We start from the raw sequence: 16,368 nt of genomic DNA, 5'->3' as shown, positions 1-16,368 counted from the left end.
TTCCAGCTTTTTTATTTTTACTGACTACTTTTGGATACCCCACTCGGAATTCGAAATGAAACATGTGCCCCACCTCGCACCTTGCTATTTTCTACCTGTATTATGCCGCCATGCTTCTCAACAATTGTCTTGGCAATATATAACCCGAGCCCAAAATGCTCCTTGCTTCCTGAACGCGACTGATCTCCCTGATAAAAACGCTGCAATACTTTCTTCAAATCCCCTTCTTGAAAACCAAGTCCTGAATCATATACATGAAACTCTATTGCGCCATGCCAAGCACATACTTTAACAAGCATCTTCCCTGACACCGGCGTAAACCGAACTGCATTCATCACGATATTATCCATTACTTGACTGATCCGCTCTTGATCAAATACTAAGCTTTGTACACCCTCATTATTTTCAAAGGTAACGTCCCACTCAATCTCTTTTTTCCTAGCTATACATTCATATTCTTCTAGTTTTTTAAGAAAGAATGGGGTTATATGCACTTTATTTAAACGTAATTGAAACGAGAAACTTTCTAACTCATTTACTGTTTGGAACTCCTCAAGAAGTTTTGTCATTCTGTTTGTATTTCGTTCAATCGTTTGTAAATACCGATGTAACAAGTCTTCATTTTTCCATAAGCCACTTTGCAAACCTTCTGTATGACCTTGTACAATCGTTAGCGGCGTTTTCAAATCATGAGAAATAGCTCTAATATATTCTCTTCTTTCTTCTTCTAACTCCCATTGCCGTGATAAACTAGTTGCTAATGCTGCGCGCATATTTTCAAACGAACCGACTAACTCACCAATTTCATTTTTCGCGTTGTATTCTAAATGAAAATCTAAATCCTGCTCTTGAATTCTTTTTGAAGCCTCTGATAATTCAGCGAGTGGTTTCTTTATTCTTTTTCCCATTCGGTTTGAAACAATATAAGATAAAATTGTAATGTATATAAAGGGCGAAGCTAAAAATAAGATTACAAACAAGGAATCAACTGCCGAAGCAGTAGACATTGTCAAATGATAATTAAGTCCTATCGCTCCCTGTAGATCCCCAGTCTTATCCACTAAAGGCAGATATGTCGTAACTTCAGTATCATCATCTTCCTCATGAATATTCGTATTAATAACACTCAAAATTGGTCTCTCATCTGTTATTAATTTCTTTTTATATGTACCATAAGCAATATCTCCTTGCCTATTAACAATTTGATATTTAATTCCCTCTTTAGGGATAATTTTCTCTAATTCATTTCCCTCTTTCTCATTTAACAATAGGGCTCCTTTATCTTTTGCATATTCTTTTATCATAGGAATTTTTTGTTCATAATAATTTGCAGGAAATACTTTTCCACTCTTCGTTAGCCAATACCAACCACTAGCTGCCGTTAAAACTGTCAGTATTAAACTACCAATTAAAACTATTAAAAAGCCAATTACTAGCTGTTGTTTAATCCTTAACCTTTGCATCAATTCTGTACACTCCACTTATATCCAATTCCCCACACAGTTTGAATATATGTATATTCTCTATCATATACACTAAGCTTTGTTCTAATTTTCTTTATATGCTCAACTACAGTAGAGACATCACTTTCACTATCATATCCCCAAATCTTTTCAAACATCTGCTCTTTCGTCAAAACTTGGCCAGCATGAAGTGCTAACATTTTCACAACTTCATACTCCTTTTTTGTAAAGTGAATTTTTTCTTTACCTAATAGTATTTCATAGCTCTGCAAATCTATTACTAAATCGCCATAACGCAGTAAATTCTTTTGCCCCATCATTTGCAATTCTGTCGTACGGCGCAAATTAGCAACAATTCTAGCTTTCAACTCTTTTAAACTAAACGGCTTATTAATATAATCGTCTCCACCAATCAATAAACCTTCTATACGAGAGCGTTCACTACTATCCGCACTTAAAAATAATATTGGGCATGCATAAGACTCTCTCATCTTCTCGCACACTTTAAATCCATTCATATCCGGCAGCATAACATCTAAAATAATGAGATCCACGCTACTATCTAATTTTTTTAAAGCTTCTTCACCACTTAATGCACTTCTTACTTCATACCCTTCCATGACAAGACTATCTTCAATAAATGTAAGAATATCCGGTTCGTCATCTACAAGTAATATTTTGTCTGCCACGGTAAATCCCTCCTAATTAAATACATCTTTTTTACACCAACTAAACATAGCCACTATTGCACATCCTCCTAAAATTGTACCATTTATTAGGTAAAATGTTCCTTTCCCTTCACTTAATATTCTTAGAATCGATTCGCTTCCAATTACAAAATAACTTATTTCTTCACTCACATACAAACTAGCTACTAATAAACCGACTATCATAAAATACGTAATGATAGCGTTTTGAAACCAAAGACTTACAAAACTACTCAACATTGTTAAAGCACTTGCAATAAACCATAGTATTAAATAATATTTTACAGTATATAAAATAGAGGCACCCGTCCCATAAATGACTTGTTTATCCAAAAAGAATGTCTCCTCTGCGTGCCTTATAAAAAATGTTCCATATATATAACTCTCTATAAATGCCATTAACAAAAACAAACTTACGATACTCATTTGAGTCATCCATTTTGCCAATAATAATTCCCACCTACTTACCGGACGGATCATGACAAGACGATATGCGCCAGATGAAATTTCACTATTAAAGCTATCAATAAATAAGATTGGAAAAATTAATAAGAATAGAGTAAAATACCATTCTCTTGTAACTGCAACAGGAAAATTTAAATTACTTAAGATTGCTTCTGTCCCTTTTGTATCATAAATAGCAACTCCAAAAGTATGAACCCATACACTGTGTAAAATAAGTAGCAGTACAAAAATAACAATTAATACTTTCGTCTTCTTTCTATCAAAAATCCGTTCAAATTCACTTATAAGTATTTGTCTCATTCTTCACACCTCACACAAAATTATCTTTTTTTCCTATCCAATAAACTGTTACAGCATTACAAATAACAATGTATATAAGTAAAATTACAGATCCAAAAAGAATCATTCTTGAACTACCAGATAAAGATATAGCAATTCCTTCATGTTGTAATTTAATTAAAGAAGAATAATTAATATAAAGAAAAGCCGGTGATTTCCCTATCACTAACGCCATGGCTGGGTATCCAAAAGAAAATATAATAAATCCCATACCAAGTAGTGTTGCACTTGTTGTCGATTTACTTACAACCGATAGCATAATTAATATGCTAGCCATCGCTATTAAAGTAAGATAAGCAATTCCATAATAAGAAATACAGTATAAGAAAACGCCAAGTGCATTCATTTTTTCTGTGAAATAAAACAAAAGAATATTTGGTTCATGGTCAAAGAAAATATAGCCAATACAATAACTACAAATAAAATAGGCACCTATAAATAGCAAACTTACTGCTAATATCGTAATTATTTTCGCAATAAGAACCTCAGAATACGTGTATGACCTTTGTATTACCATCCGAATTTGACCGCTATGATACTCTTGAGCAAACACAAGGACAATCAAAACGAGTAAAACAAGATTACATATACTCATAAGCATTTCAGATAATGCAAGTACGGGGAATGAATTCGCATATGTATAATCAACTGCTGTCCTTTCTACCTCTTGATTATGTTTCAAATAGTACTTCGCAGCCCCAAGTAACATCACCGGTATCATCAAAAAACAAAGCCATGTTACTTTCTTTGCCCAAAGCCGCTCCCATTCAGAACGTACTAACATCATCATGAGCTCATCATCTCCACGAAAATATCTTCTAATTCTTTATCACTTCCTTGTAACTCTTCCGTCGTTCCCCGCCATATTAGTGATCCTTCACGAATCATGACCCATGAATCACACATAAGCTCCAATTCACGAATTAAATGACTAGAAATGAAAAAAGTTATTCCCTTCTCACGCTGTAAGTCGAGTACAATTTTACGAAGTTGCTTAATTCCAACTGGATCTAATCCATTCGACGGTTCATCCAAAATAATAAAATTTGGATCGCCAAGAAGGGCCTGTGCAATCCCTAAACGCTGCTTCATCCCTAATGAATACGTACCAACTTTATCGTCCGCACGGTTTTCTAAACCGACGATTTCTAATACTTGCTGAACTTTTTTTTCAAGAACTTCTCCACCAGTACGTAACGTAATCCTACCTAAATTCCGTAAGTTTTTTCGTCCTGACATATAAGGAAAGAAAATTGGAGCTTCTACAATTGCACCTACATGCTGAAGAGCCTCTTTTCGATTTTTTTGTACGCTAATTCCATTAATTAAGATTTCCCCTTCATTTGGTCGAATTAACCCCATAATTGTTCGAATAAGAGTTGTCTTCCCTGAACCATTTGGCCCAACAAAACCACAAATTTCATTTTTATAAACAGAAAAAGACATGTGACTTAACAACGTTCTTCCCTTCACTCTTTTCGTCACATCTCTTACTTCTAAAACCTCTTTTTTCATTTTTATCGCCTCCTTGCTACTAGAATAGACGGTAAAAATAAACAATTTATAAACAAATAAAAAGAAGTTACCCCCACGGCAACTTCTTTTCCACATACCCTACTTAATATTTATTTCATTATATCGACGCTTCGAAACTCAAAACGCACAACATACCCTATCCCCCAAGCAACTTACTGCCGAACTCTACGATTAAAAAGATAACTAATAAGATCGCGATTATTTTTAATGCTACATACGCTACTTTAAAAACAGCATAAATGAGCAAGACTATTAAAATAATCGTTAAAATTCCCATCTAGAATTCCTCCAAGATTTGCTCTTCTTATCTTATTTTACTCGCCCCAGACTTTTTATGGAACGGCATAAGGCGACATAGAAAAAAGAGGATACCTCATCCATCGTAAGATACCCTCTCCTGTAGCTGCTCGAACCACTCTCTATCCAATTGTAAATATCCCATTTCACTCTTCTCAGCAGTCTTCAATTCTTTATCCGCTTTCTTCATATAAATATGGCATGCTTCCATGTCTTGCTCTAAATATTTGATAATTCCTTGCGTACGGTAATACCCATGTAAGTCCAGCCTTGTAATTGCCTTTGCATGCTCCTTTGCGTATTGCAGGGAAAGAATTTCCTTCTGATACAGTACTTTATATAAAAGGTACCAACTATGAAAACTACTAACGAAATATTTATTTTCTTTCGTTACAGGTAGTTGAACAATTTGTTCTACATACGGTATCGCCCTTTCCATTCCCTCTTGATCAGCTCGGGCATAAAAGACGAGCATAAGTCCACTCATTATGTCCCTAATATCTTTATCCTCTTTTATTTTTTCTTCACTAATTTCTACTAATCTCTCATCCCAATCTTTCGGTCTTTTGTAACTAAATAACTCACTCGATACTTGAATCGTGTATAAGTGCTCCCTAGCCTTTTCATCATCTTTAATTAAAATGAGGAATTGCATGCCATCGCTTAATAGCGTTCCCTTAATTGGAATTGCTGTGACGACAAAGATTGCAAGGTGTAACACAGAAAAGTATAAAAGCATGTGGTAATAACTCACCATATATATGTAACCTGATACAATGCCAAATACGAAACTCGTTAACGGTCCGCTTAAAGTCATCCATGCCCATTTTTTTGAAAGGTTCGGTGTTTGTGTGGAAGGCGGCACTAACATTGCAACGCCACCTACATACATCCACATTTTATTTTCTCGAATTCGTATTTTCCCCTTTTCTTTTTGAACAGTAATAGGTCCTACTGTCATAAACTTAAATTTCAAACCGCCCATCAAACCGAATATTACATGCCCTAATTCATGAATAGCTAACACTAGCAATGCAATCCCGAAAAAGGCCCATATTTCTAAAATTTGCTGTACTTTTTCTATTCGAATGAATCCGTATAAAGCGGAGCAAATGAAGGCAACTAATAATGAAAAAGCAGGTCTTCTTAAAATATCCACCGTTTCTCTCCCCTTAATAAATCATCTTTTTATGCATTTCATACATATATGTCCCAACATGTAATACCCAAACGAACGAAATCATAATGACCATAAAGAAGTCTTTTCCATCTAAAAGTGCATACGCAATCGCCGCAAACCACGCACAAACAAGTGTCATATTTGTATATTGATATGCCTTATATCCCGCTTCATGAACGATTTGCTTTTGCCCTTCATCTGCATTCTTTGCCCACATTTCCATTGACTGAGAATACGTGACACTCTGTTCTGGATATAGATTGTTATACTTTTTCCTCATTACAAATCCTAACCAAGTTATAGCAATAAAGCACACTGTAGATGCCACAATACTTACACTAACAAAGAACAAGTTTCCCTCACCTGTATACGTTCGATAAAAAGCAATAACTGAGCAAACAAACCATGATGGAATAACAATTTCCATTACTCGAAGATAAATAAGTACTATTCCTAATCTTCGTCCCTTAACATTTTCCTCTTCATCTTTCGTTTGTGCGAGCTCTCTTGTACGCTTCCAAATATAATACATAACCGCTATGCCAAATACACTCATCATAACAACGCTAATAACAGGAGATACTTTGCTAGTACCCGCTGTTGCAATATCTCCTACTGCATACCCTATAAACCCACCAAAAATTGCTCCTACTAACAACTTCAATATAGCCGTCATTTTCCCATTCCCCTTACTCCCCATCTCCATCTTCCCCCTCCACTAACATAAATATCTCCTCCACCGGCGCTCCAAAAATTTGTGCGATTTTTAGCGATAACACAATAGATGGCGCATAATCCCCACGCTCAATTAAACTAATGGTTTGCCGTGATGAGCCAATCGCTTTACCTAACTCACCTTGTGATAAACGATGCTTTGCTCGAAATTCTCTCACCCGATTTTGAAGCTTCATATTTTACCTCTTTTTCTTTTATTTAATTAAAATTGTAAATAATATCCTGTTAAATGTCAATTATCATTGTCATTTTGACGTGGATACATGTCAAAAACACATATATATTATACTAGATATAACGTATATAATAATTTTTAAGAACTACATAATTGAGGTGTCTCATGGATAAAAAAGCGGTCTTTTCTTACGCTATTATTAAATTTTCAGCGGCCTGTTCTCTCTTTTTTTCTTTTTCATTATTTTTCTTTATAGGAAGTGATATGAACCTCTTTAAAACTTCCGCATACTTAACTGGATTTTTATATAATTTTTGGTTTTATCTTCTTTTCTTCTACGCGATTTTATGCTCGCTTGTAATTGACAAATTAAATTCAAAACATAATAGCACGCCAAGAAAAGTTTTGCTTTATATTCTATCTGGTTACTTATTCTTTCTTCCATTTCATATATACAATGGCGGCGATATTATTCTAACTTTCATAATTGGATCTGTAGGGGCAATTTTTTCACTTTTCTTTTATTTATGTACATGTATAGCAAATAAATCAAAATGGTTTCGATATATGACCGCTATTATCATTCCTATTTTATTCATTGCAATATGCGCTATTGATTTTACCCAAAAAGAACAATGGGTTGAGCACAGTACAAAAAACACGTTTGAGGCGGATTTCTCATATTTTAATGGCATACATAAAATACCTGTTTATATAAAAAAAGGAGAAACTCTTGAAGTTAACGTAAACTCCCTTATTACTGAAAATAGCGCCTACCAAGGTTATAGCACTTACTTTTCTAGTGAATTTAATAAATATGAACCCCTTTCCGACCTAAGCGACGATACGTATGAACTTTCCCCTAGCAAAACAGGGGCATATTATATAGTAGTGACCGGTTACGGTATCAAGGGAAAGATAAAAGCAAACTGGAAAATAAAATAAAAAGGCAGTGCTTTTGCACTGCCTCCCTAAAATCTGACATAGAATGGATTCCATATTAACTTGCGTTTTGTACAAATACTCGTTTTAGTTGCTTGCGGAAACGAACGCTTAACGTAATCGCTACAATGACAATGGCTCCGAAAATGATTTTGCCGATATGATCTTCCAATAATCCGAAAATATCATGTAAGTTACCACCTAACCAGTAGCCACCGATTAAGAAGAATGATACCCAGAATAAAGCACCTGAATAAATTGTAATCGCAAAACGGCGAAACGGTAAGTTAATGATACCTGCAAAGTATCCTGTAAAATGACGTACTCCAGGAATGAAGAAACCGATAAAGATAAGGAAATATCCATATTTATCGAACCACATTCTCGTTAAATCAATTTTTTTTTGTGTTAAAAATACATACTTCCCATACTTTTGAACAAAAGGCATACCAAGCTTATTCCCTAAAAAGTATTGAATCGTCATTCCTACACTTGTCCCAATAAAGGATAAGATAATTAAAATAGGTAAACTTAGATCACCCTTCTGTGCTAAAAATCCCGCATATGCTAATGTTGGCTCTCCCGGAAACGGAAGCGCAATATATTCTAACAGCAAGCCTACAAGCACTACATAATACCCGTATTGCTGAAATAATTCATGAACCCATTCCATGTCATCTCTCCTTTCAATCACGTACAACTTCTTACTATTATTGTATAAAAAAATTGTCGAAATAACTATCACAATAGCTTACATTTTTATTACATTTTTGTAAGGGTCACACTAAAGTTTTCTGTTCTTTACTTAATTATATAAATTATCGCTTTAAAACGAGATGACACCTATCTATTACACTGGATAGGTGTCATTAATATACAAATTTTATCCAGTTTTTAGCATCCGGAAATCGCCTCATTTTGTTCTCTATAAAAAACCATAACAAACTCATACAAACTTCATATTAGCTTCATATACGTATTGTAAGATTATATCGGAATTTGTTGAATACTTTTACTACTATATTACCTAAACATTAAATTGAATAAATATAGATCGTTTTCTGAAAATGAAAAAAGGAGAATAGGAATGGAAGCTTATAAAATGCACGATTTTATTAATACCAATATTGAATCTCATCCAAATGAAACGATTTTTAACTTACACATATGTGAAACAAATGAATTTGACGTAAGTTTAACAAAATCTACAACGCTATCCTTTATCATTTCTAAAAAGAATATTAAGATTATCACGAAAAAATGGATTAATTCTAATCACGAAAGCATGATTGGAAAAAGTTATATCATTCCAACTAAAGCCTTTCATTATTTCTTACCTATCATTTCTGAAACAGAAGATGAAATGAACATTCAAGTACAGAGCTTTGGACTATACGGCGAGCTTCTACTAAATGAAAGATTACTGATTGATAAAAACAACAAATATAATGCAAAAATTACCAATTTTTTCGAATCACTAAATGAAAACGTACATCAAGCATTACGCGGATTACAAATTCGTTGTATATAATACTACTAAAATAGTAAAAGGAGAATATAATGAAAAAATTACTAGTAACTATAATGTTATCGTTAGGTTTTTTAACTGTTCCATATATGTCTGCAGAAGCAGCTTCAACTAACGAACAGCTTATCGTTGACACGAAATTAAATAAAATGGATTTCTATCAAAATGGAAAGTTTATAAAAAGCTTCACTGTCGCTACCGGCAAAGGTGCAACGCCTACACCAACAGGTACTTTTCAAGTTGTAAACAAAATTAAAAACCGTCCTTATTATACAGGACATATTAAAGGCGGCGATCCACGTAATCCACTCGGTGATCGTTGGCTCGGATTAAATATGGCAGGAACATACGGAACAACATATGCAATTCACGGCACTAATAATAATCAAGCGATTGGTAAAGCTACAACACTTGGCTGCATTCGCATGTATAACAATGATATACATTGGTTATTTGAACGCATCCACGATCGTGCCACTGTCACTGTAAAATAACCTATGAACCAGATTTACATGTAGCCAAGAATTTTATATCTTGGCTTATTTTATTTATTCATTTACAGTAGCGAAACAACTATACTTGCATATATAATGAAAGTAGACTGCACTAAATAGCATCGAAACATTTATAAACACGGATATTAAAATTATACATTGCACACTATAATAAAACTACTGTGATTCTGAAATATTCAGTTCCAATAAACAATTCCCCTTGCTACTTTTATGATTACTTTATAGCGGGGGCTTATTATATGTATATATAACTTGAGTCATCCAAAAATGAAGAATTTGAATATTGCAATAAAAGCGTTATTTAGGAGGTGTTACTATGACGCATATACTGGTGATTGAAGACAACCCAGATATACAAGAACTTATTCGTGAATTTTTAACTGCCCAAAATTTCACCGTTGATGTGGTTGGCGCTGGAACGGAAGGAATTCTTCTTTTCCAAAAAAATTCATACGACCTTGTCCTCCTCGATGTAATGTTACCAGATATAGATGGTTATAGTATTTGTAAAATTATACGAGGCCAGTCTGATGTACCAATCATTATGTTAACAGGCTTACATAATGAAGAAAGTGAAATTAAAGGGTTTGAGTTGGGCGTTGATGATTATATTACGAAACCGTTCCATTACACGGTATTTATTAAACGCGTAGAAGCTGTATTAAGAAGGACAACAACGAAGGAAGCCGAAACTGCAACTATACTACAATTCCATGAATTGATGTTAAATTCTACAGCATATGCGGCTTATGTTCATGGCAATCAAATTGAACTAACAACTAAAGAATTTGAGATTATATATACTTTGTTACAAAATCGAGGAAAAGTATTATCAAGAAGTGATTTGTTAAATAAGGTATGGGGCTATGAACATTATGGTGATGTAAGAGTTATAGATACACATATTAAAAATTTAAGAAAAAAATTGGGGATCCCTTATATTAAAACGGTGAAAGGCATTGGCTACAAAATCGAAGCATAGTAAGGACAACATCACCAAAAATATTTTCATCAAAACCTTATTGTTTTGTGTTCTTTTATCACTTTGCCTGTATCAAATTATTTATTTTCTAGCTTTAAACTATGATAAAGAGCATTATGCGAAAAAACCTGAAACTCAAACTGCGGAACATGCGGATTCAGTTACGAAAAATGAACAAAATAAAAGAGAAGAAAATAAAGTTGTTTCAGAGGGTAGCATCTCAAACTTCCAGTCATCTATTATAGATTTCAAAACACTCTCTACAGCTATTAATCATCTTTTGCAACCTAGCCAAACTGCAACTGCAAAAGAAAATGCAGCAAATCTTTCGGGGGAAAGTAACAAAACTGAATTACATACTAAGGCGGAACAAACAGCCGCTAACACTACTTCCTTACATACACAAAATGCAGCAAAGAAAACAAATGAAGCACATGATAGTCCAAGTTTAGCAGATACCTTGCAACAATTAGCTCCAAATATTGCTGCAACAATGCTTGCATTATCTCTGCTCGGTTCTTTAATTTATGCCAAACTAATTGCCAAACCTTTTCAATATATGAGTGATACTTTAAAAGATATTATAAATCTGGACTTTTCAGGTAAACAATCACCTAACAAAAATACAGATCAAACAGATTTCAACTTGCAAGTAGCGGCTTCACAAGTCCCAACTATTGTGAAGAATCTACATGAAACAAATAAAGATTTACGAAATGAGCTCAAGAAAGAACAACAATTAGAACAATCTCGTAAAGAATTTATGTCTATGGTATCCCATGAATTAAAAACACCTATCGCAGCCGTTATGGGACAACTAGATGGCATGATTCACGGAATCGGTGCATACAAAGATAGAGACAAATATCTAAAACGATCCTACGAGATGATGCAAGATATTAACATATTAACGGAAAAGATGTCAGAATTATCCAAAATACAAAATCCTCAATTCAAACCGAATTTAGAAGTTATTTCACTATCTAACATCATTGAGGACGTTATGAGGAAAGTAGATTATTTTATATCTGTAAAGCAATTAACTGTTCAATCTAACATTAAACAAGATGTAAAAATTTTAGCTGATTCTAAATTTATTCAAACTGCTATTTTTAATATTATTTCAAATGCAATTCAATATACAATCGATCATCAGCATGTATATATAAAGCTTTATGAAAAACCGAACGGTTACGCATTAGAGGTTTTAAATACAGGTTCACAAATTGATGAGGACAAACTCGCTCATTTATTTGAACCTTTCTATCGCGCTAATCCTGGAAACAACGGTTTAGTACAAGGTAGCGGTCTTGGATTATATATTGTAAAACAAATACTAGATAAACATCAGTTTCCTTATGGAATACAAAACACACCTCAAGGTGTAAAATGCTCAATTGTCTTTCCAAAAGCAATGTAAACTACTACTATAATTTCATAACCCAAACTCATACTTCGTATGAGTGGCGGAATTTTGTAGAGTCTCTTACTCTGTTTCGTTCGCCCGTTGTCCTTATTAGGATAACGGGCGTTTTTTATTTATCCCGATTAGTGCGGGCTAATAATCAGTGAAGGATAAACAAAACCCCCACTGATTAAAGTTTCACTTTATATAAGGAGGGTTTCTCATGGAGAAATTTAAGTATTCATTATTAGTTTTATTCGGCGCTTGTAGCTACGGCGTACTTTCAACTATTTTTAAACTCGGATTCATCGACGGATTTTCAGCACACCAACTACTAGGAGGACAATATGTCTTCGGGTGGATTGGCCTACTTTTACTCGTCCTTTTCTTTTCACGTCATAAAGTATCAAAAAAACAATTCTTTTCGTTACTAACAGTTGGCACAACCATGAGTATGACAGGTATTTTCTATGCTATTTCGGTAGAAGAACTGCCAGCCTCTATCGCTGTCGTTTTACTCTTTCAGTTCACTTGGATTGGTGTAGTCATCGAAGCGATTGCCAACCGAATATTCCCAAGCCGTGAAAAAGTTATATCTATTATTATTTTGTTTACTGGTACATTGTTTGCTGGTGGAGTATTTGAAGGACTTGGACAAAACTTTTCGACGAAAGGTATTATCTTCGGGCTATTAGCTGCCGTCTCTTTCTCATTCTATGTATTTGCAAGCGGGCGCGTCGCTACAGATGTTCCGCCTTATACGAAAAGCTTTCTTATGACAACCAGTGCTACTCTTATTGTATGTTTATTTTTCCCGCCTACCTTTTTAACGGACGGCGCTTTACAAGCAGGCCTATGGAAATATGCTTTCTTCCTTGGACTGTTTGGAGTTATTGTACCTGTCATTTGTTTTTCAATTGGTGTACCGAAAGTCGGAACGGGGCTTGGTACAATATTAGGTGCAGCTGAATTACCAACAGCAATTATCGCTTCTATTACACTTGTTCATGAAGTTGTATCGCTCATGCAGTGGATAGGAATTGTGTTTATATTACTCGGTATTTTCACACCACAACTGCTTACTGCTAGGAAAGAAAAAAAACATAATCGTGTGCATAGTGCATAGAAAAAGACCTTTCATTTACTTGAAAGGTCTTTTTTCTATACCTCACTTTACCGCTCCATATAACTTCTCTATCTCATGCTCAATTTGTTTTACATCAATTCGTTCAAATAATGGCTGCACGCTATCAATTCTATTCGGTAACGTATTTTGAGGTTCCCAATTTCGTTTAACAATCGACAATGTGTTTCTAACTTTCTCACTTGAAAATGGTAAAAACGGTTCAAGGAGATTTGCAAAATTAGCGATAAGATAAACACAATTATAAATCGTTTCTTCACATGAAGCTGGGGCATCATCTCTTTGTTTCCAAGGCCGCTGTTCATCAAAGTATTTATTTGCAAAACGTACTGCATCAAATATTGTCTCTAATGCCACCTTAAATTTTGCTTGCTCAATCAATTCCCCTACATTTTTATATAATCCTTCTATCTTCTCCTTCAGCTCTACATTAATAATTCCCTTCGGCACAATGCCATCATAATACTTTTCAATAAACTTTAATGTTCGGTTCACAAGGTTCCCATATGCACCTAACAATTCACTATTATGACTGTATATAAATTCACGCCATGAAAAATCAGTATCACGATTTTCTGGTGCATTCACTGTTAAAAAGTAACGAATAGAATCTGGATTATAGCGTTCCAATATATCAGGTACCCATACTGCCCAGTTTTTACTTGTCGATAACTTTCTTTTTTCTACTGTTAAATACTCATTCGAAACGATATGACGCGGGATCGCTTCTTCTCCTATTCCAAGTAATACCGCTGGCCAAATGATTGAATGAAACGGAATATTATCCTTACCATGTACATAATATGTTTTCGCATCTCTATCCCAAAACTCTTGATCAGCTTTCTCTGTTTCTTCAGCCCAGTGTTTACTCGCTGAATAATATCCTGTCACCGCTTCAATCCATACGTAAATTTTCTTATCTTCATATCCTTCCACCGGAATTGGTACCCCAATTGGTAAATCACGTGATACTGCCCTATCTTGTAATCCTTCCTTTAAATATCTCTCTGTTAATTGAATTGCATTGTCGCGCCATGTTCCTTTCTGCTTTGCAATTTCTACAGCCGCTTTAATTTGCTGCTGAAATTTATGCAATGCAAAATAGAAATGCTCTGTTTCCTGTACTGATGGCGTACTACCGCATAACTTACATTTCTTTTCTAACAAATCGAGTGGATCTAAGATGGCTGAACAAGCATCGCATTGATCTCCTCTTGCTGCTTCATGGCAATGAGGGCAAACGCCTTCTACATAACGATCTGGTAAAAATTGCGTACACGTTTCACAATAAGCTTGTTCAACTACTTTTTTATAAATATAGCCTTCTTCTAATAAACGCAAAAAGACTTTTTGAACAGTTTCATGATGATGCTCACTATCTGTACGTGTATAGCAATCATACGTAAAACCAAGTTTATAAAAACATTGACTAAATTCTTCATGATACTTATCAGCAATTTCTTTCACCGTCACACCTTCTTGTTTTGCTCTAATTGTAATTGGTGTTCCATTACAATCACTTCCCGAAACATACAACACATTCTCACCTTTTGTCCGGTAATAACGTGCTAAAATATCTCCAGGTAACAAACTAGCAATATGTCCAAGGTGTAACGAACCATTTGCATACGGCCAAGCGCCTCCAATAAAAATACTCATCTTATATTCCTCCTTTAAAATATAAAAAGCCCCGCCCTTATCTTAAAAAAGATAAGGGCGGGGCTGTATAAACAGTCGCGGTACCACCTTATTTCGTCAGTCATTCACATAACTAACCTTAACAAGTACGGAGCTATTCATGCTCTTATACTGTGGTTTTGATAACGAGAACCAACTCTCGTCGCCGCCTACTATTATCATTTGATAAGTTCAGGACGAAGCTCAAAGGCCATTGTTCAAATGAATATTCTTGCTTCTTCTCAGCTACCGAAGCTCTCTGGAAAGAATGGTTCCATTCTACTTTTCCTTTTCAACGCTTTTATGTATAACACGTATTTTACGACTTAATACCAGAAAAATCAAACTTTTTTCAAAAAAACAGGAAATCCTACTCACTCACCGAATAACTATAAGTCCACAAAAGGAGTGATAAAATTGAATCAAAAACAACTAAGCACGATAAATGAAAAAAGTTGGAATGCAGCTGCTTATGAAGCTTGGACGAATCGTCACGGCACACCGACAGAATATGCAAAAAAGCTCATGCAAGATCCTGTTCATGAAGTCTCCTACTATTTACCTTACATACAATCTCCAAAAGGAAAGCGTATTATTAATTTACTCGGATCAAAAGGTAACAAAGCAGTTGCTCTTGCTCTTTTAGGAGCCGATGTAACCGTTGTAGACATTTCAGCAAGTAATGAAAAATATGCAACCGAACTAGCCGCGGCTGCTGGCGTCTCTATTCAGTATATCGTTTCCGATGTACTAGATTTAAATCTATCTCAATCATTTGATATCGTGTTACTGGAACTTGGCGTGCTCCATTACTTCTTAGACTTAAAGCCACTCTTTCATATAATCTCTCACTTACTAAAACAAGATGGGACATTTATACTGCGTGACTATCATCCCGTTTATACAAAATTATTAGGAGTAGATCATCCATCATTTCGAGCAAATGGAAATTATTTCGATGAAGAACTTATTGAAGATGACGTTGCTTACAGCACTCTTCTTACAGAAACGCAGAAAGAGGCTTTACCGAAAACAACCATCCGTCGCTGGACGTTAGGAGAAATTATTACAACGCTCGCGGAAGAGAATTTTAAAATTGAAAAACTAATTGAAGAACACGGATCTCATCAAAGGTGGGTCTTCCCTTCTACTTCACCGGAAGGAATTGAAGAACGTATACCCGGTCTATATACATTAATTGCGACAACATGCAAAAAAGGATCCCTTCACGGATAGGATCCTTTTTTGCATGCTTACGCATATAAGTTGAGGTTGGAG

At 34.8% G+C, this 16,368-nt stretch carries 18 protein-coding genes and 1 other annotated feature; of the genes, 7 read left to right on the top strand and 11 right to left on the bottom strand.

Annotated features, from left to right (window positions below; genetic code table 11):
* Positions 1-17: 17 nt before the first annotated feature.
* The 9 genes from CDB3_RS25385 to CDB3_RS25345 all read right to left on the bottom strand — a co-directional run bounded on the left by CDB3_RS25385 (position 18) and on the right by CDB3_RS25345 (position 6,898).
* Complete coding sequence (locus CDB3_RS25385) at positions 18-1,463, bottom strand: sensor histidine kinase (RefSeq protein ID WP_128856457.1); 1,446 nt, start codon at positions 1,461-1,463, stop codon at positions 18-20.
* Positions 1,463-2,152, bottom strand: a complete 690-nt coding sequence (locus CDB3_RS25380; RefSeq protein ID WP_128856383.1) for a response regulator transcription factor — start codon at positions 2,150-2,152, stop codon at positions 1,463-1,465. Before CDB3_RS25380 ends, CDB3_RS25385 begins: the two co-directional genes overlap by 1 nt.
* Positions 2,153-2,164: 12 nt before the next feature.
* Positions 2,165-2,935 (bottom strand): ABC transporter permease, encoded by a 771-nt coding sequence (locus CDB3_RS25375; RefSeq protein ID WP_128856382.1) that lies wholly within the window; start codon positions 2,933-2,935, stop codon positions 2,165-2,167.
* Between the two features lie 10 nt (positions 2,936-2,945).
* The gene (locus CDB3_RS25370; RefSeq protein ID WP_128856381.1) at positions 2,946-3,764 is read right to left on the bottom strand and encodes a DUF2705 family protein; all 819 of its coding nucleotides are present in this window, start codon (positions 3,762-3,764) and stop codon (positions 2,946-2,948) included.
* Positions 3,761-4,489 carry an ABC transporter ATP-binding protein gene (locus CDB3_RS25365; protein ID WP_097832159.1) on the bottom strand — a complete coding sequence of 243 codons (729 nt, stop codon included), beginning with the start codon at positions 4,487-4,489 and terminating at the stop codon, positions 3,761-3,763. The genes CDB3_RS25370 and CDB3_RS25365 overlap by 4 nt, the downstream gene beginning before the upstream one ends.
* Positions 4,490-4,646: 157 nt before the next feature.
* The gene (locus tag CDB3_RS25360; RefSeq protein WP_128856380.1) at positions 4,647-4,787 is read right to left on the bottom strand and encodes a DUF3985 family protein; all 141 of its coding nucleotides are present in this window, start codon (positions 4,785-4,787) and stop codon (positions 4,647-4,649) included.
* Positions 4,788-4,883: 96 nt separating this feature from the next.
* Positions 4,884-5,966: a M50 family metallopeptidase gene (locus CDB3_RS25355; RefSeq protein WP_128856379.1), complete on the bottom strand. Its 1,083-nt coding sequence runs from the start codon at positions 5,964-5,966 to the stop codon at positions 4,884-4,886.
* A 13-nt stretch (positions 5,967-5,979) separates the two neighbouring features.
* Positions 5,980-6,693, bottom strand: a complete 714-nt coding sequence (locus CDB3_RS25350) for a DUF3169 family protein (RefSeq protein ID WP_128856378.1) — start codon at positions 6,691-6,693, stop codon at positions 5,980-5,982.
* A complete protein-coding gene (locus CDB3_RS25345) occupies positions 6,677-6,898 on the bottom strand; it encodes a helix-turn-helix transcriptional regulator (RefSeq protein ID WP_000776149.1) in 222 nt (73 codons plus the stop codon). The genes CDB3_RS25350 and CDB3_RS25345 overlap by 17 nt, the downstream gene beginning before the upstream one ends.
* Positions 6,899-7,062: 164 nt before the next feature.
* Here CDB3_RS25345 and CDB3_RS25340 point away from each other — a divergent pair, with 164 nt between their 5' ends.
* A complete protein-coding gene (locus CDB3_RS25340) occupies positions 7,063-7,842 on the top strand; it encodes a hypothetical protein (RefSeq protein ID WP_128856377.1) in 780 nt (259 codons plus the stop codon).
* Positions 7,843-7,897: 55 nt separating this feature from the next.
* Here CDB3_RS25340 and CDB3_RS25335 read toward each other — a convergent pair whose 3' ends face one another.
* Positions 7,898-8,512 (bottom strand): DedA family protein, encoded by a 615-nt coding sequence (locus CDB3_RS25335; RefSeq protein WP_128856376.1) that lies wholly within the window; start codon positions 8,510-8,512, stop codon positions 7,898-7,900.
* A 414-nt stretch (positions 8,513-8,926) separates the two neighbouring features.
* On the opposite strand from CDB3_RS25335, the gene CDB3_RS25330 reads away from it, so the two are divergent.
* The 5 genes from CDB3_RS25330 to CDB3_RS25310 all read left to right on the top strand — a co-directional run bounded on the left by CDB3_RS25330 (position 8,927) and on the right by CDB3_RS25310 (position 13,395).
* A complete protein-coding gene (locus CDB3_RS25330) occupies positions 8,927-9,370 on the top strand; it encodes a DUF3978 family protein (protein ID WP_128856375.1) in 444 nt (147 codons plus the stop codon).
* A 29-nt stretch (positions 9,371-9,399) separates the two neighbouring features.
* Positions 9,400-9,861: a L,D-transpeptidase gene (locus tag CDB3_RS25325; protein ID WP_128856374.1), complete on the top strand. Its 462-nt coding sequence runs from the start codon at positions 9,400-9,402 to the stop codon at positions 9,859-9,861.
* Positions 9,862-10,198: 337 nt separating this feature from the next.
* The gene (locus CDB3_RS25320) at positions 10,199-10,864 is read left to right on the top strand and encodes a response regulator transcription factor (RefSeq protein WP_128856373.1); all 666 of its coding nucleotides are present in this window, start codon (positions 10,199-10,201) and stop codon (positions 10,862-10,864) included.
* Complete coding sequence (locus CDB3_RS25315; protein ID WP_128856372.1) at positions 10,842-12,284, top strand: sensor histidine kinase; 1,443 nt, start codon at positions 10,842-10,844, stop codon at positions 12,282-12,284. Before CDB3_RS25320 ends, CDB3_RS25315 begins: the two co-directional genes overlap by 23 nt.
* A gap of 208 nt (positions 12,285-12,492) precedes the next feature.
* Positions 12,493-13,395: an EamA family transporter gene (locus CDB3_RS25310; protein WP_128856371.1), complete on the top strand. Its 903-nt coding sequence runs from the start codon at positions 12,493-12,495 to the stop codon at positions 13,393-13,395.
* A gap of 42 nt (positions 13,396-13,437) precedes the next feature.
* On the opposite strand, the gene metG is transcribed toward CDB3_RS25310, so the two are convergent.
* Positions 13,438-15,072, bottom strand: a complete 1,635-nt coding sequence (gene metG / locus CDB3_RS25305) for a methionine--tRNA ligase (protein ID WP_128856370.1) — start codon at positions 15,070-15,072, stop codon at positions 13,438-13,440.
* A 50-nt stretch (positions 15,073-15,122) separates the two neighbouring features.
* Positions 15,123-15,395 (bottom strand) — a binding site (T-box leader).
* 112 nt (positions 15,396-15,507) lie between these two features.
* On the opposite strand from metG, the gene CDB3_RS25300 reads away from it, so the two are divergent.
* Positions 15,508-16,326: a class I SAM-dependent methyltransferase gene (locus tag CDB3_RS25300; protein WP_128856369.1), complete on the top strand. Its 819-nt coding sequence runs from the start codon at positions 15,508-15,510 to the stop codon at positions 16,324-16,326.
* Positions 16,327-16,368: the final 42 nt, after the last annotated feature.

Source organism: Bacillus sp. CDB3 (assembly GCF_002081505.1).
GTDB lineage: Bacteria > Bacillota > Bacilli > Bacillales > Bacillaceae_G > Bacillus_A > Bacillus_A cereus_AT.
This window is presented reverse-complemented; position numbering and strand designations above follow the sequence as displayed.

What these genes read in the sequence shown, in the direction of transcription:
- CDB3_RS25325 (WP_128856374.1), top strand. Translation starts at nt 9,400, where the DNA reads ATGAAAAAATTACTAGTAACTATAATGTTATCGTTAGGTTTTTTAACT.
- CDB3_RS25385 (WP_128856457.1), bottom strand. Translation starts at nt 1,463, where the DNA reads ATGCAAAGGTTAAGGATTAAACAACAGCTAGTAATTGGCTTTTTAATA.
- CDB3_RS25335 (WP_128856376.1), bottom strand. Translation starts at nt 8,512, where the DNA reads ATGGAATGGGTTCATGAATTATTTCAGCAATACGGGTATTATGTAGTG.
- CDB3_RS25330 (WP_128856375.1), top strand. Translation starts at nt 8,927, where the DNA reads ATGGAAGCTTATAAAATGCACGATTTTATTAATACCAATATTGAATCT.
- CDB3_RS25345 (WP_000776149.1), bottom strand. Translation starts at nt 6,898, where the DNA reads ATGAAGCTTCAAAATCGGGTGAGAGAATTTCGAGCAAAGCATCGTTTA.
- CDB3_RS25365 (WP_097832159.1), bottom strand. Translation starts at nt 4,489, where the DNA reads ATGAAAAAAGAGGTTTTAGAAGTAAGAGATGTGACGAAAAGAGTGAAG.
- metG (WP_128856370.1), bottom strand. Translation starts at nt 15,072, where the DNA reads ATGAGTATTTTTATTGGAGGCGCTTGGCCGTATGCAAATGGTTCGTTA.
- CDB3_RS25370 (WP_128856381.1), bottom strand. Translation starts at nt 3,764, where the DNA reads ATGATGATGTTAGTACGTTCTGAATGGGAGCGGCTTTGGGCAAAGAAA.
- CDB3_RS25360 (WP_128856380.1), bottom strand. Translation starts at nt 4,787, where the DNA reads ATGGGAATTTTAACGATTATTTTAATAGTCTTGCTCATTTATGCTGTT.
- CDB3_RS25310 (WP_128856371.1), top strand. Translation starts at nt 12,493, where the DNA reads ATGGAGAAATTTAAGTATTCATTATTAGTTTTATTCGGCGCTTGTAGC.
- CDB3_RS25350 (WP_128856378.1), bottom strand. Translation starts at nt 6,693, where the DNA reads ATGGAGATGGGGAGTAAGGGGAATGGGAAAATGACGGCTATATTGAAG.
- CDB3_RS25375 (WP_128856382.1), bottom strand. Translation starts at nt 2,935, where the DNA reads ATGAGACAAATACTTATAAGTGAATTTGAACGGATTTTTGATAGAAAG.
- CDB3_RS25320 (WP_128856373.1), top strand. Translation starts at nt 10,199, where the DNA reads ATGACGCATATACTGGTGATTGAAGACAACCCAGATATACAAGAACTT.
- CDB3_RS25340 (WP_128856377.1), top strand. Translation starts at nt 7,063, where the DNA reads ATGGATAAAAAAGCGGTCTTTTCTTACGCTATTATTAAATTTTCAGCG.